The sequence below is a fragment of the Acidisphaera sp. L21 genome (genome assembly GCF_009765685.1).
Classification (GTDB): domain Bacteria; phylum Pseudomonadota; class Alphaproteobacteria; order Acetobacterales; family Acetobacteraceae; genus LMUY01.
On the sequence record NZ_LMUY01000032.1, the window covers coordinates 110,697 to 124,522 of the forward strand.

At 66.4% G+C, this 13,826-nt stretch carries 12 protein-coding genes, 1 tRNA gene and 1 pseudogene; 7 read left to right on the forward strand and 7 right to left on the reverse strand.

What is annotated here, in order from left to right; genetic code table 11:
* The first annotated feature begins 3 nt into the window (after positions 1-3).
* On the forward strand, positions 4-1,146 hold the full coding sequence (locus GSQ76_RS08200) for an acyl-CoA dehydrogenase family protein (protein ID WP_158743420.1): 1,143 nt from the start codon (positions 4-6) through the stop codon (positions 1,144-1,146).
* A gap of 89 nt (positions 1,147-1,235) precedes the next feature.
* On the opposite strand, the gene GSQ76_RS08205 is transcribed toward GSQ76_RS08200, so the two are convergent.
* Both GSQ76_RS08205 and GSQ76_RS08210 read right to left on the reverse strand, forming a co-directional pair.
* On the reverse strand, positions 1,236-1,691 hold the full coding sequence (locus tag GSQ76_RS08205) for a MaoC family dehydratase (protein ID WP_174247308.1): 456 nt from the start codon (positions 1,689-1,691) through the stop codon (positions 1,236-1,238).
* Positions 1,691-2,614 (reverse strand): tyrosine recombinase, encoded by a 924-nt coding sequence (locus GSQ76_RS08210; protein ID WP_158743421.1) that lies wholly within the window; start codon positions 2,612-2,614, stop codon positions 1,691-1,693. The genes GSQ76_RS08205 and GSQ76_RS08210 overlap by 1 nt, the downstream gene beginning before the upstream one ends.
* Positions 2,615-2,805: 191 nt before the next feature.
* Here GSQ76_RS08210 and aroB point away from each other — a divergent pair, with 191 nt between their 5' ends.
* Positions 2,806-4,485 (forward strand): 3-dehydroquinate synthase, encoded by a 1,680-nt coding sequence (aroB, locus tag GSQ76_RS08215; RefSeq protein WP_158743422.1) that lies wholly within the window; start codon positions 2,806-2,808, stop codon positions 4,483-4,485.
* A gap of 3 nt (positions 4,486-4,488) precedes the next feature.
* Here aroB and mscL read toward each other — a convergent pair whose 3' ends face one another.
* Positions 4,489-4,989, reverse strand: coding sequence for a large conductance mechanosensitive channel protein MscL (gene mscL, locus GSQ76_RS08220; RefSeq protein ID WP_158743423.1), 501 nt, complete (start codon positions 4,987-4,989; stop codon positions 4,489-4,491).
* Positions 4,990-5,198: 209 nt separating this feature from the next.
* Between mscL and cynS the strand changes: the two genes are divergently transcribed.
* A complete protein-coding gene (gene cynS, locus GSQ76_RS08225; protein WP_158743424.1) occupies positions 5,199-5,648 on the forward strand; it encodes a cyanase in 450 nt (149 codons plus the stop codon).
* Between the two features lie 4 nt (positions 5,649-5,652).
* Here the strand turns inward: cynS and GSQ76_RS08230 are convergent, their stop codons facing one another.
* The gene (locus tag GSQ76_RS08230; protein WP_158743425.1) at positions 5,653-5,946 is read right to left on the reverse strand and encodes a hypothetical protein; all 294 of its coding nucleotides are present in this window, start codon (positions 5,944-5,946) and stop codon (positions 5,653-5,655) included.
* Between the two features lie 96 nt (positions 5,947-6,042).
* Between GSQ76_RS08230 and GSQ76_RS08235 the strand changes: the two genes are divergently transcribed.
* Both GSQ76_RS08235 and GSQ76_RS08240 read left to right on the forward strand, forming a co-directional pair.
* On the forward strand, positions 6,043-8,286 hold the full coding sequence (locus GSQ76_RS08235; protein ID WP_158743426.1) for an ATP-binding protein: 2,244 nt from the start codon (positions 6,043-6,045) through the stop codon (positions 8,284-8,286).
* Complete coding sequence (locus GSQ76_RS08240) at positions 8,283-8,918, forward strand: response regulator transcription factor (RefSeq protein WP_158743427.1); 636 nt, start codon at positions 8,283-8,285, stop codon at positions 8,916-8,918. The genes GSQ76_RS08235 and GSQ76_RS08240 overlap by 4 nt, the downstream gene beginning before the upstream one ends.
* A gap of 1 nt (position 8,919) precedes the next feature.
* On the opposite strand, the gene GSQ76_RS08245 is transcribed toward GSQ76_RS08240, so the two are convergent.
* Positions 8,920-10,701, reverse strand: a complete 1,782-nt coding sequence (locus GSQ76_RS08245; RefSeq protein WP_158743428.1) for an ABC transporter ATP-binding protein — start codon at positions 10,699-10,701, stop codon at positions 8,920-8,922.
* Positions 10,702-10,901: 200 nt separating this feature from the next.
* On the opposite strand from GSQ76_RS08245, the gene GSQ76_RS08250 reads away from it, so the two are divergent.
* Positions 10,902-11,954 carry a glycosyltransferase family 4 protein gene (locus tag GSQ76_RS08250; RefSeq protein WP_158743429.1) on the forward strand — a complete coding sequence of 351 codons (1,053 nt, stop codon included), beginning with the start codon at positions 10,902-10,904 and terminating at the stop codon, positions 11,952-11,954.
* Positions 11,955-12,074: 120 nt separating this feature from the next.
* Here GSQ76_RS08250 and GSQ76_RS32325 read toward each other — a convergent pair.
* Positions 12,075-12,317 (reverse strand): annotated as a pseudogene (locus tag GSQ76_RS32325) (CbtA family protein); the annotation flags it as partial.
* Positions 12,287-12,358 (reverse strand) — tRNA-Met (locus tag GSQ76_RS08260). The pseudogene GSQ76_RS32325 and the gene GSQ76_RS08260, both read right to left, overlap by 31 nt.
* 253 nt (positions 12,359-12,611) lie before the next feature.
* Here GSQ76_RS08260 and GSQ76_RS08265 point away from each other — a divergent pair.
* Positions 12,612-13,709 (forward strand): OmpA family protein, encoded by a 1,098-nt coding sequence (locus GSQ76_RS08265; protein WP_158743430.1) that lies wholly within the window; start codon positions 12,612-12,614, stop codon positions 13,707-13,709.
* Positions 13,710-13,826 lie beyond the last annotated feature (117 nt).

Genomic DNA, 13,826 nt, shown 5'->3' on the forward strand with positions numbered 1-13,826 from the left:
GCCATGGACCTCAACGACCTGTCGGACGACGAATTCCGCGGCACCATCCGGACGTTCGTCGAGGAGAATTACCCGGCGGCGATGCGGAACCCACCGCATCGGCTGCATTGGGCCGAGGCCAAGCCCTGGTACATGACGCTGTCGGCGCAGGGTTGGCTGGCGCCGTCATGGCCGCGCGAGTATGGCGGCATGGGCCTATCTGCCTCCAAGCAGCTTCTGTTCATGGAGGAGTTCGAGCGGCATGGCGTGGCGCGGAGCCCGGATCATGGGCTGGTGCTGCTGGGGCCGCTGCTGATCCGGTATGGGACGGAGGCGCAGAAGCAGCGCTTCCTGCCGCGGATCCTGGCCGGCGAGGATATCTGGTGCCAGGGCTATAGCGAGCCCGGCAGCGGATCGGACCTGGCCAGCCTGCGGACCGAGGCGGTGCGGGACGGCGACGAATACGTCGTGAACGGCCAGAAGATCTGGACCACGCTGGCGACCGACGCGAACTGGATCTTCATGCTGGTGCGCACAGACAAGACGGGGAAAAAGCAGGAAGGTATCTCCTTTCTGCTGGTGGCGCTGGATACGCCTGGGGTGACGGTGCGGCCGATCATCAACCTGCAGCTCCATGACGAGTTCTGCGAGGTGTTCTTCGATAACGTGCGCGTGCCGGCGGAGAATTTGGTCGGCGAGGTGAACCGCGGCTGGACCATGGCGAAGGCGCTGCTGGGGTTCGAGCGCATCTTCCTCGGCTCCGCCCGGCAATCCGCCTACGCGCTCAGCCGGTTGCGGCAATTGGCCGAGAAGATGGGCGTGTTCGACGACCCGGCCTTCGCCGGGCGTTATACCGAGCTACGGCTGGATTTGGCGGATCATAAGGCGCTGTTCGAGGTGTTTGCCGAAAAGCTGCGCGCTGGCGAGACGCTGGGGCCGGATGTGTCGCTGCTGAAGATCCATCAGTCGGAACTGTTCCAGCGCATTACGGATCTGATGCTGGAGATTTCTGGCGAGTATGCCGGGCTGCTGGACCCGATTGGCGGCAATCGCGAACTGCACCCGACGGGGATGTTCATCGAGGCGCGGCCGACGACGATCTATGGCGGGTCGTCGGAAATTCAGCGCGGGATTGTTGCAAAGAATGTGTTGGGGTTGCCGGGCTGAAAAGGATTGCAGGGCTTTGCCCTGCACCCAGAAGGGGACAGTCGTCCCCTTCACCCCTTGATTGGGGGGCTCGGGGCGACGCCCTGGGATCAGGCGTAGACGAGGGTGATGGTTTCGGCGACCAAAGCGGGACGATCCTTACCCTCGATCTCCACCGTAGATTCCATGATCAGGCGGCGGCCACCTTCGACGGTCTCGGATGCTTTGAGTTTGCCGTGCAGGCGCACGCGGGAACCTGCGGGGACCTGGCCGGTGAAGCGCACTTTGTTGGAGCCGTAGTTTAGGCCGCGACTGCGCTTGGTGATGGCGTAGACGGTGGTCATCAGTTTGGGCAGCAGCGACAGCGTCAGATAGCCGTGGGCGATGGTGGAGCCGCCGGGCATCTCCGACCTCGCGCGCGCGACATCGACGTGGATCCATTGGTGGTCACCGGTCGCGTCGGCGAAGGTGTCGATCATCGCCTGCGTCACGGTCACCCACTCGCTGGTGCCTAGCGTTTCGCCCACATGCGCGTCCATGTCGGCGGGTGTTTCGACTTGCAGCATTATGCTGTCTCCTCCGGTTCTAGCGGGGGAGCCTTATCCAATTCGGCGGGTTTGGCCAGCGGGTGATGGTCTTCGACCATGCGCTGCAGGCGTTCCGGCAGGACATGGGTGTAGATCTGGGTGGTGGCGATGTCGGCATGGCCCAGCAGGGATTGCAGGCTGCGCAGGTCGGCGCCGCGGGCGAGCATGTGAGAGGCGAAGGAGTGGCGGAGTACGTGTGGGGAGACGCGCGCCTGGTCGATGCCGGCGGTGATTGCGACCGGCTTCAGCAACAGGGCGAAACCCTGCCGGGTCATGGCGTGGATCGGGTTGCGGCCGGGGAACAGCCAAGGGCTTTCCGGCCCGGCGCGCAGCAGGGCGGCGGCGGCTTCGCGGGCGGCGCCACCCAGCGGCACCAGGCGTTCGCGCCCGCCCTTGCCGCGGACGGCCAGGAGGGCAGCACCGCTGGTGAGTGCGGTGCGGGGCAGCGACAGCAGTTCGGACACGCGGAGGCCGGTGACGTACAGCATCTCCAGCGCGGCGACGGCCCGTAGGCCGCTGCGGCCGGGGAATGACGCGGCGGAGGCGAGCAGCGCGTCCACTTCCTCGACGCTTAAATATTTTGGCAGCAGGCGCGGCAAACGGGGCGAATCGAGTGTTTGGGTCGGGTCGTCCTTGCGAATCGATTCGCGTAGGAGGAACCGGTAGAACTGCCGCAGGCACGATAAACGCCGGGCGGCGGTGCGTGCAGACAGGCCGCCCGTGTGCAACCCTGCCATGTAACTACGGAGCGTCTCAAGCGAGGCCGCGACCGGCGCCTCACCCCGTGCGGTGGCATGGGCGGCAAAATCGGCCAGGTCCGAGGCGTAGGCGGACCTGGTATTCGGCGCTGCGCCGCGCTCCGCAACCAGCATTTCCAGGAATGCTTCGGCGTGGCGATCCATCAATGGGCTTGGAAACGGTCGTTCGGAAGCGTGTGTGCCACGGGCTGCGGGGCTGCGTGCGGTGGGAAGACGCCAAGCATGAGTATCCCTACCCCGGCGAGGACGATGATGGCCAAAACAATGATCAGCAGTATTTGGCGCATCCGCCATCCTTGGCCGTGAACAACCGGCCTGTGCTAGCGTCGGGCGTCATGACAAGCAACACCGCGCTCGCCGGGCGCCCGGTCGCCAAGCCGGCGGCGCCGCTTCCCCGCAGCGTCGTACTCGTGGGGTTGATGGGCGCCGGCAAGACCGCCATCGGGCGTCGTTTGGCCGCGCGACTGGGGCTGCCGTTCCGCGACTCCGATTCGGAGATAGAGGCGGCGGCCGGGCGCACGGTGCCGGAATTGTTCAGCCAGTTCGGGGAGGCCTATTTCCGCGCCGGAGAGCGGCGGGTGATCCGCCGATTGCTGGAGGGGCCGCCCATCGTGCTGGCGACCGGTGGCGGTGCGTTCATGGATCCGGCGACGCGGGCGACGGTGCGGCAGCGCGGCACGTCCGTCTGGCTGCGTGCGCCGTTGCCGGTGCTGCTGCGCCGGGTGGCGCTGCGGCGAAACCGGCCGCTGCTGGCCAATGGCGACCCGGCGGCGATACTCAGCCGGCTGATGGCGGTGCGCCATCCCATCTATGCGGAGGCCGATATCGTGGTGGACTGCGCCGACGACCTGCCCGACCAGACCACGCGCCGGGTGGCGAGCGCGATTGCGGCGTTCAAGCCACCGCGCCGCCTGCCGGTGCGCACCGGCAGCGCTGCCTATGACGTGGTGGTGGGGGATGGGCTGCTGCATCGCGCCGGGGCGCTGCTGGCGCCGGTGCTGCCGCAGAAGCGCGTGGTGGTGGTGACCGATACCAATGTGGCGCCGCTGCATGGACAGACGCTGATGGACAGCCTGGCGGCCACCGGGTTTGCCGCGACGATGTTGCAGGTGCCGCCGGGCGAGGGCTCCAAATCGCTGGCCAGGTTCGGGGATCTGGTGGATCGCCTGCTGGACTCCGGGGCCGAGCGGCAAACGGCGGTGCTGGCGCTGGGCGGGGGCGTGGTGGGCGATTTGGCCGGGTTTGCGGCGGCGGTGGCGCTGCGGGGACTGCCGTTCGTGCAATTACCGACCACGCTGCTGGCGCAGGTCGATTCGGGCGTCGGTGGCAAGACCGGGATCAACACTGCCCGCGGCAAGAACCTGCTGGGGGCGTTCCATCAGCCCCGCATGGTGATCGCCGATACCGGGACGCTGGCCACGCTGCCCCCGCGGGAGAAGCGCGCCGGGTATGCCGAGGTGGTGAAGGCCGGGTTGATCGGCGATGCCGAGTTCTACGATTGGTGCGAGCAGCACGGCGCTGCCGTGGTGGGCGACGACACGGATGCCCAGGCGGAGGCGATTTTGCGTGCGTGCGCGTTCAAGGCCCAGGTCGTGGGCGATGACGAGCGGGAGGAGCGGCCGAACGATGGCCGCGCCCTGTTGAACCTGGGGCACACGTTCGGCCACGCGATCGAGGCGGAATGCGGCTATGGCGCGGTGCTGCATGGGGAGGCGGTGGCCGTCGGGCTTGGCCTGGCCTTCCGCCTGTCCGCGGCGCTGGGGCATTGCGACCCGGCGGTTGCCGACCGGGTGGAGGCGCATGTCGCCGCCGTCGGTTTGCCCGCCGAATTGTCGATGCTGAACCGTCGCTTCTCCGCCGCCAAGTTGATGGGGCTGATGCGCCGGGACAAGAAGATGCGCGACGGCCAACTGCATTTCGTATTGGCGCGGGGCATTGGGGAGGCGTTCACGGCCTCGGACGTGCCGCCCGAGGCCGTGGAGGCGGTGCTGCGCAACGCCGGGTGCGAGGCGTAGGCGCTAGATCGCCGGGGTTTGCGGGATTTGCGGGGTTTGCAGGCCTTCGGTATGCGGGCGGTTTACGAGGGCGTCGCGGATTTCCTGGAGCAGTAGCTCGGACTTGGTCGGCAGCGGATCGGCTGGCTTGGCGAAGGCGTCCTTGTGCTGCAGGCGGCTGAGCGCCTTCACCACCCAGAAGATGGCGAACCCGACGATGAGGAACTGGATGCAGGCGTTGAGGAACACGCCGATGTTCAGCGTGGCCGCGCCGGCTTTCTGCGCCGCGTCCAGGGTGGGCTGCGACGGCCCCTTCAGGGTGACGAAGATGTTGGTGAAGTCGATGCCGCCGACCAGCAGGCCGATGATCGGGGTGAAGATGTCCTTCACCAAGCTGTTGACGATGGTGGTGAAGGCAGCGCCGATGATGATGCCGACGGCCAGGTCGACGACGTTGCCCCGGAGGATGAATGTCTTGAACTCGGTGATCCAGCCCGGCGTGCTGATGTGGATCGGTGGCTGCATGGCGGCGTATCCCGTGAATTGACGATGCTATACCGGCATTATCAGGCGTGCTCTGGCAAGCCGGGCTGTTGATGCCGAATCGTGCACAGACCGGTCTGTCTGACCATGATCGAAGCAGTTCGGGTTCGGTTCGAGCATGACGCATAACCTCATCGCCTGGCACGTCGCTTGCTGAAACAATCGGCAAAATCGTGTTGAGGAGAGCCGCCATGAACGACGCCAAGACCGCGCTCGGCCAGAAGATCATCGCCGCGAAGAAGGCCAAGGGCTGGACCTGGCCGCAAGTCGCCGAAAAACTCGGCTACGCGCCGGTTTGGACCTGTGCGGCGTGCCTGGGCCAGATGTCGATGCTGCCGGAAACCGCCGACAAGGCTGGGGTGATGTTCGACCTGACCCCGGCCGAGGTGGAGTTGCTGACCCAGGCGCCGTATCGCGGATCACTGCCGACCGCGGTGCCGACCGATCCGCTGATCTATCGTTTCTACGAGTTGATCAGCGTCTACGGCACGACCTGGAAGGAGATGATCCACGAGGAATTCGGCGACGGGATCATGTCCGCCATCGATTTCGACATGACGATGGAGCGCCAGCCCGACCAGAAGGGCGACCGGGTGAAGATGACGCTGAGCGGGAAGTTCCTACCCTACAAGCGCTACTAACGCCCTAGGATTGGTGGGCTGCGTGCATGCGCCGGAGGATGGTGATGGCGTAGTCCACGCGGCGCTCGAGCTTGGGCGACACCAGCCACTGCGCGGCAGCCGGGCTGGCGCGTAGGGCTGTCCAATCTGCCGCCGGGAGATCGAGGAGCGTACGCTCCTCCGCTTGGCTGAGCGCCAGGGCGTCGCTGACCGCCAGGAAGGCAGTGATCTTCGACGCGAGCACTGCGCCGCGGCTACCGCCCATGGCGGGGAGCCCGACGACGTGTAATGCATCGTGCCTGACGGGACCGCTCAACATTTGACCTCTTCTTACTCACGTTCAATTAATTGTTTACGGAGCTTTACATAACGCCGTAATCCGTACGAATACGGGATTGGACCCCCCGGAGGGACCATGCGCGTGGAAGAGGTGCGTCAGAGGCCGGTTATCTGGCCAAATGCTGCGTTCACCGCATGGCGCCGTTATATCGCGTCCGCGATGCTTGGGCTGCGGTTCTCCCTGTTGGCGCTGATGGCCGCCATCATGTTGCCGCTGCTGATCCTGGCCGCGGTAGAGGCCTCGGACGCCATTGCCGCCAGACGGTCCGAGGCGAACGTGCAAATGCGCCTGTTGCTGGAGGACACGTCGCACGGGTTGGATCAGGGTTTGGCGGCGATGACCGCGACGGCCCAGGTGTTGGCGCGCTCGCCCTCGCTGGGCAGGTCCGATCTGCGGATTTTCCGGCAATTGGCCGATGACGTGGCGGCGGTTCGCAAAGTCGACGTGGTGTTGCGCGATTCGTCGGGTGCGCAGTTGCTGGCGACGCGGGTACCGCCGGGTGCGCCGGCGCCGACCTTGCCGCAGGAGGACCGGGATGCGCGGGCGGCCATCCACGCAGGAAATTCCTACGTGTCGGACGTGTTTTCCACCGGCATCACGCATCCCTTCCTGGCACGCGTCGTGGTTCCGGCCGTAGCCGCCACTTCGACCGGGTTGGACACGGGATGTAGCGTGGAAATTGCGTTTCCGCCGCAGATGATCGCGAGTTGGCTGAACATGGACGGGCTGCCCAAACGCTGGATCGTGACGGTCATCGGGCGCAACGGGCAGGTCATCGCGCATAGCGGCAACCCGAACGACTATGTGGGCCGGGGGAGCGCGCTGGACGTGTTCGGCCCCAGCGACGGCGTGCGCGGCACTTGGCAAAGCTTTGCCAATGACGGCGCGCCGCTGACAGGGGTCTATACGAAGCTGGCCACGGGCTGGACGGTGGCCGTCGGCGCGCCCAACACCGTGCTGGCGCGGCCGGCACGATTGGCGCTGCTGTGGCTGATCGGCACGGCCGTGCTGCTGAGCCTGCTCGGCCTGGCCGCCGCCACCCTGCTGGGCGGGCGGATCGACCGCAGCGTGGTGCGATTGGAAGAAGCGGCGCGGGCACTGGGCGACGGCGCGCCGGTGCCACCGGGCAAGCTGCCCGTGCGGGACCTGGATTTCGTGCGTGCTGCCATGGACGCCGCCGGTCGCGACATCGCCGCCCGCCGTATCACCGAACGCACCTTGCTGGACGAAGTGCAGGAGGGTCGCGATCTGCTGCAGGCCGTGGTCGATGGATCGGACGACCTGATTTTCGCACGGGACCGGGACGATCGCCTGGTGTTGGCCAACCAGGCGACTGCTACGCTTTGCGGGCTGCCATCCGGCGCGCCGGCGGTGGGGCGGCGCATGGACGAGATGATGCCGAGTGCGGACTGGCCCGGCATCGCCCCCCTCGCCTCCCCCGAACTGGGCACGGCCGGGGCCGTGTTGACGGCGGATGGAAGGCTGTTCGAGGTCAGCCACTCGCCGCTGCATGTGGGCGGCGCCGAACGTGTGGGCACCATTTCGATCGCGCGCGATGTTACCGAGCGTGTGGCGGCGGAGGCGCGATTGGGGCGGCTGCAATCCGATCTGGCGCGGGCGGGGCGGCTGAGCGCGGTGGCGGCGATGGGTGCCGGGCTGGCGCACGAGTTGCACCAGCCGCTGTCGGCGGCAGCGAACTTTCTGGCCGCGGCCAAACACCGCCTGTCCCGAACGGACAATGCCGAGCCAGCGCAGGAAGCGATCGCCGAGGCATCGGCGCAAGTGCTGCGCACCGGGGAGATCGTGCGCCGGCTGCGGGACTTCATCGGCAAGGTGGAGATGCAGGCCGTCGTGCTGGCGCCACTGGTGCGCGAGGCGGCGGAGGCGGCGTGGCGCCATGCCGGACCACCGCGCGGGCGGCTGACGCAGCAACTGGATGAAAGCCTGGAGGCGCTCGGCGACCCGGTGTCGATCCAACAGGTCGTGTCCAATCTGGTGCGCAACGCTGCCCAGGCGATCGGCGAGGAAGGGGATGTGTGGGTGATGTTGGAACGGGTGGAAGACGGCTCGGCCCTCGTCAGCGTGCTGGACACCGGCCCTGGCATTGCCGCGGGGGGCGCCGACCGGTTGTTCGACGTGTTCACGGGCAGCAGCAAGGAGGGTGGGCTGGGCGTGGGCCTGGCGATCTGCCGCACCATCGTCGCGGCGCATGGCGGCTGGATCACCGCGGCCAACCACGAGCGTGGGGGCGCGGCCTTCGCCTTCACCCTGCCGCCGCGACCCGGCGTGCCCGGTGCCGAACCGGCGGTGCGGGCATGAACACCGACCCGCTGATCTACGTCGCCGACGACGATGACGGCGTTCGCCGGTCGTTGGCGATGTTGCTGGAGGGCGCGGGCTACCGGGTGGAGACATTCCCATCCGGGGAGGCGATGCTGGCGGCGATGGAAGCCACCCCGGCGCCCTCACCACGTTGCGCCGTGGTGGATGTGCGGATGGGGGATGGGATGAACGGCGTCGAGGTGCAGCAGACGCTTGCGCGCCGCCCGGGCCCGGGACTGCCGGTGGTGATGGTGACGGGGCACGGGGACATTCCGCTGGCCGTGGCGGCGATGCGCGCCGGGGTGCGGGATTTTATCGAAAAGCCCTACCCGCCGGACAAGTTGCTGGCCGCTATCGCGGAAACGCTTTCCGCGAGTGTGTCGTCAGCTTCCCCGCCCCGCACGCCAGTACCCGCCTTGATGGCGCTGACCCCGCGGGAGCGGGACGTGTTGGTAGCGCTGGTTGCCGGGCAGTCGAACAAGGAGATCGCCCGCATCATGGGGATCAGTCACCGAACGGTGGAGGGCCATCGTGCGGCGCTGATGACCAGGCTAGGCGCGCGCAGCCTGGCGGACGTAGTGCGGATGGGACTGGCGGCCGGGTTGGGGAGTGCCCACCCGGCCGGATAGCTCACTCGGCAGCGAGCATCGTCTGGACGTTGCTGTTCTGGCGCATCAGGAGGTCGCGATAGGGGCCGTTGCTGCGTTCCAGCTCATCAGGCTTGCCGTCCTGCAGGATGCTGCCGGACTGCATGACGACGATGCGATCGAAATCCTTCAACGTGGACAGGCGATGGGCGACGGCGATAACGGTGCGGCCCTGCATCAAGCGGTTGAGCGCGCGCTGCACCGCGGCCTCGGACTCGCTGTCCAGCGCGCTGGTCGCTTCGTCCAACAGCAGGATCGGGGCATTGCGCAGGAAGGCGCGGGCAATCGCCAGGCGTTGGCGCTGGCCACCCGACAGCTTTACGCCGCGGTCGCCGACTTGGGTATTGTAGCCCTCCGGCAAGCCATCGATGAACTCGCGGCAGCAGGCGGCTTCGGCGGCGGCACGCACTTCGGCGTCGGAGGCATCGGGACGGCCGTAGCGAATGTTGTCCATCACCGAGCGATGGAACAACGCCACGTCCTGCGGCACCACGCCGATCGCATCGTGCAGGCTGTCCTGCGTCAGATGGGCGATGTCGTGCCCATCCATGAGGATCCTGCCCGATGGCACGTCCCGCAGGCGCTGCAGCAGCGCCAGCACCGTGGACTTCCCGGAGCCGGAGCGGCCGACCAGGCCCACGCGAGTGCCGGCGTCGATCTTCAGCTCGAAATGAGTTAGCACGGCCTGGCTGCTGGCCGGGTAGGCGTAGGTGACGTCCTGGAACTCCAGGGCGCCCTTGGTCTGGGCCAGGGTGTGGGCCTTGTCGGCGTCCTTCAACTCGTGCGGCAGCAGCAGGGTGGCCAACGCTTCGGACAGGCGGGCAACGTGCTGGATGGTGTCGACCAGCGCCACGGCGAGGTCACGTGTGCCGTGCAGGATGGTGAAGCCCAGCGTGGTGACCAACACGACGTCACCAGCGCTGGCGGACCCGGCCTCCCACAGCATGATCGCCCAGGCCAGCAGCCCAGCGGTCAACCCGGCGGTGACGGCGGCGTGGAACAGGCGGATCTTTTCCAGGTAGCGCAGCGAACGGCCGCGGGTGCTCATTTCCTGCTCGACACGGTCGCTGAAGCGCTGACGCTCCCGCATGGTGGCGCCGAAGGCACGGACCAGCGGCATGTTGTTGATGACGTCCACCAACTCACCGTCCACGGCGGCGGCTTCGCTGGCATATTGATGGTGCAGCGGGCGACCGCGGGCGGCGAGCTTGCTGATGACAAGGGCGATGACGCCCGAGATTATCACCAGGGTGATCGCCATCATCGGGCTGACGGTCACCATGACCGCGATCGATCCGGCAACCGCCAACAAGGGCGGCAGCACGTTCCAGGCGAAGGTGTTCTCGACTGTGTAGATGGCGTTGCCGGTGGCGGTGATGCGCCCGGCCAGCGTGCCCGGCGGGCGATCGACGAAATAGGCCGGGGAGTGGCCGGTCAGATGCTGGAACAGGTCGCGCCGTAGATCACCGGTGACGGCGACGAAGCTGTGCGAGGCCATCCAGCCACCGAGGCGCCACAGCAGATTGTCGGCCGCGATCAGCGCGGCCAGCATGATGAAGGCGGTCCAGACCGGACCGTGTGCCCCGGCGGTCAACGTGTCGACCAGGTGCTTGATGCTGTATTGCGACGCGACCGAGCAGCCGACCGCCAGCACGACGGAGACAAGGACTACCAGGTGCCCAACAAGATGGCGGCGCACGTAGCGTAGCATGAACGCCAGGGGGCGCTGAGATATGTCGACCGTCTGTGTTTCGCGTCGGTCCATCGGTGCTAACCTCTTCGCTTGATACGGACGCATGACAGCGCCGATCGTCTACCCAACAATTTCGTGATGGGTCACGAACGCTGACCTCTCTCGTTGTGCAGAGAGTGGACGCGCTTTGGGGCAATGCTGTGGCGAGGATCGCCCTATTGATGCCGCGATCCCGGTGTTGAAGAGGCCTACGAAAAGGAGTTACCCGACACATGCGTATCGCGCAGATCGCTCCCCTGCATGAGGCTGTCCCCCCGAAGCTGTATGGCGGCACCGAGCGTGTCGTCTCGTTCCTCACCGAGGAGCTGGTCGCGCTGGGCCATGATGTGACTCTGTTCGCCAGCGGCGACTCTGTCACCAGTGCCAAGCTGGAGCCGATCTGGCCTCGCGCGCTACGCCTGGACCCAGCCATTCGTGACCCCATCGCGCCGCACATGCTGCTGATGGAGGCCGTGCGCCGGCAGGCCGAGGACTTCGATGTCCTCCATTTCCATATGGATTACTGGTCGTTCAGCCTGTTCGGACGCCAGCGGACGCCGTTCGTAACCACCTTGCATGGCCGGTTGGATCTGCCGGAACTGCAGCCGGTGTTCAATACATTCCCGAACGTTCCGGTGGTGTCGATCTCCGACAGCCAGCGCCGGCCGTTGCCGCAGGCCAATTTCGTCGACACCGTGCTGCACGGGCTGCCGCAGAACTTGCTGACGCCGCAGGGTGAACCGCAGGGCTACCTGGCGTTCCTCGGCCGCATCGCGCCGGAGAAGTGCCCGGACCGTGCGATCACGATTGCCCAGGGCTGCGGCATGCCGATCAAGCTGGCGGCCAAGGTCGACGCAGCGGACAAGGCGTATTTCGAGAAGCACATCCGCCACCTGCTGGACCTGCCGAACGTCGAGATGGTTGGCGAGATCAGCGACAAGCAGAAGCCGGCCTTCCTATCGGGCGCCACCGCGCTGCTGATGCCGATCGATTGGCCGGAGCCGTTCGGCCTGGTGATGATCGAGGCGATGGCGTGCGGCACGCCGGTGATCGCATTCAACCGCGGTTCGGTGCCGGAGATCGTTGAGGATGGCGTGACCGGGTTTATCGTGGAAGACGTGGAGGGCGCGATGGCCGCCGTCGCACGCCTGCACACGCTGGACCGCGCCAAGGTTCGTCGTCGGTTCGAGGAGCGGTTCACCGCCCGTCGCATGGCCGAGGATTACCTGAACGTCTATCGTAGCCTGGCTGGCGAAGACCGCTCGGTCCTGCGCGCGATCCGGTGAGGCAAGACGGGGTCCGGCTTGCCTGATGGCAGGCCGGACCACCTTTGGATTACGCGTGACGGCGCCGGGGCCGGCGGGTGGGTAAGAGCTGGTCTGGTCGGACCGCTTCGCCATGACGCCGAAGATTAGGGCGGGGCAGGCCCACATCACGAACTGCATGCCGGACGAGGCAGTTCGGAATTGCCACAGCACCACGGCGTGGAATTCGTCCGGCACTTCGTTGATGCCGGGTCGGAACGTTGCGGCTATGGCATTGAGATGGGACCTGCGGCGGTTCAGGCGCCGAGCCGGGCGCCGAACGCCGGGGTTCAAATAAGCCCCTGATATTCCGGTAGCGGCGGACGGATTTGAACCGCCGACCAAGGGATTATGATTCCCCTGCTCTACCGCTGAGCTACGCCGCCATCCGGAACGGCGGGCTGTTTCGCCTGAAGGGCGGCGCAAGTCAACCATCGGGCGCCAAACTCACGCCAGACAACACCCCAAGATCACCCCAAGATCACCGCTGAGATCACAAAGAAGACATTCCACCTTCAGATAGTAGATCAATATCAACACACTAACTCGCTGTTACCACTAAGTAATGCTTATTTCGCTAGCTAAGTGCCCGCAAGCTCTATAGGTCGCGCCGACAACCAGCTTAAAGAGAGTGCCACCATGCAGCTTCGAAAACTCCTTGCCGCCTCCGCTGCGGTGGTCGCACTGCCGACCCTCGCAATGGCGCAGCCAATTACCGGCCTTTATGTGGGCGCCGGCGCTATGTACAACTTCAAGCAGATCGAACACACCAAGGCCTCGCCGGGCGCCGGCATCGGCTCGGGCAAGCTCCGCCCGGATGCGGACGGCTTCGGTGGCGTTGGCAGCGTGGGTTACGGCCTGGGCAACGGCCTGCGGTTCGAAGTCGAAGGCAGCTATCGCCAGGACAGCATCCGCTCGTTCGGCACCAGCGCCCCGCGCACTGGCCAGAGCACGCAGCAAGACTACGGCGTGATGGCCAATGCGCTGTATGACATCGACCTCGCGCCGTATGGCGTGTCGTTCATGACCCCGTATGTGGGCGTCGGCGCCGGCTATCAGTGGAGCCACCTGAACGGCTTCGCCAGCAAGAACCTGACGACGGGCAACGTGGCCCATATCGGTGGCACGGACGGTAACTTCGCCTATCAGGGCATCGTCGGCGCCGCCTTCCCGATCAGCGCAGTTCCCGGCCTGGCACTGACCGCGGAATATCGCTTCATGGGCATCCTGGGCGACCAGACCTTCGAAGCGCAGACCTACTCGAACGCTGGCACAGGCCGTCGTGGTAACTTCAAGACCACCGAGAACCTGAACCACAGCCTGCTGCTCGGCGTGCGCTATGCCTTCAACACGCCGCAGCCGGCTCCGGCGCCGGTTCCCGTCTCGGCCGCCCCGGCCGTGGCACCGGCCCGCACCTACCTGGTGTTCTTCGACTGGGATCGTGCGGACCTGACCGATCGCGCCCGCCAGATCATCGGCGAGGCCGCGCAGAACAGCACCCGCGTGCAGACCACGCGCATCGAAGTGCAGGGCAACGCCGACAAGTCCGGCACCCCAGCCTACAACCAGCGTCTGTCCCTGCGTCGCGCTCAGACGGTCGCGGCCGAGCTGGTGCGTGATGGCGTGCCCTCGGGCTCGATCGACATCCAGGCGTTCGGCGATACCCGTCCGCTGGTGCAGACCGCGGCTGGCGTGCGTGAGCCGCAGAACCGCCGCGTGGCGATCATCCTGCGCTGAGGATAAGGTCCCGGTTCATCTTTGGATGGACCGGGGCTGCATGGTGGAAGAGGGGGCGGCGGGCAAGTGCTCGCCGCCCCCTTTTTTTAGTGCGGGGCTTTGCCCCGAACCCCAGAA

Excerpts from the sequence above, each read along its gene's own strand:
- GSQ76_RS08240 (WP_158743427.1), top strand. The coding sequence starts at position 8,283 with ATGAACACCGACCCGCTGATCTACGTCGCCGACGACGATGACGGCGTT.
- GSQ76_RS08265 (WP_158743430.1), top strand. The coding sequence starts at position 12,612 with ATGCAGCTTCGAAAACTCCTTGCCGCCTCCGCTGCGGTGGTCGCACTG.
- GSQ76_RS08250 (WP_158743429.1), top strand. The coding sequence starts at position 10,902 with ATGCGTATCGCGCAGATCGCTCCCCTGCATGAGGCTGTCCCCCCGAAG.
- GSQ76_RS08200 (WP_158743420.1), top strand. The coding sequence starts at position 4 with ATGGACCTCAACGACCTGTCGGACGACGAATTCCGCGGCACCATCCGG.
- GSQ76_RS08245 (WP_158743428.1), bottom strand. The coding sequence starts at position 10,701 with ATGGACCGACGCGAAACACAGACGGTCGACATATCTCAGCGCCCCCTG.
- GSQ76_RS08210 (WP_158743421.1), bottom strand. The coding sequence starts at position 2,614 with ATGGATCGCCACGCCGAAGCATTCCTGGAAATGCTGGTTGCGGAGCGC.
- mscL (WP_158743423.1), bottom strand. The coding sequence starts at position 4,989 with ATGCAGCCACCGATCCACATCAGCACGCCGGGCTGGATCACCGAGTTC.
- GSQ76_RS08230 (WP_158743425.1), bottom strand. The coding sequence starts at position 5,946 with ATGTTGAGCGGTCCCGTCAGGCACGATGCATTACACGTCGTCGGGCTC.
- GSQ76_RS08235 (WP_158743426.1), top strand. The coding sequence starts at position 6,043 with ATGCGCGTGGAAGAGGTGCGTCAGAGGCCGGTTATCTGGCCAAATGCT.
- cynS (WP_158743424.1), top strand. The coding sequence starts at position 5,199 with ATGAACGACGCCAAGACCGCGCTCGGCCAGAAGATCATCGCCGCGAAG.
- GSQ76_RS08205 (WP_174247308.1), bottom strand. The coding sequence starts at position 1,691 with ATGCTGCAAGTCGAAACACCCGCCGACATGGACGCGCATGTGGGCGAA.
- aroB (WP_158743422.1), top strand. The coding sequence starts at position 2,806 with ATGACAAGCAACACCGCGCTCGCCGGGCGCCCGGTCGCCAAGCCGGCG.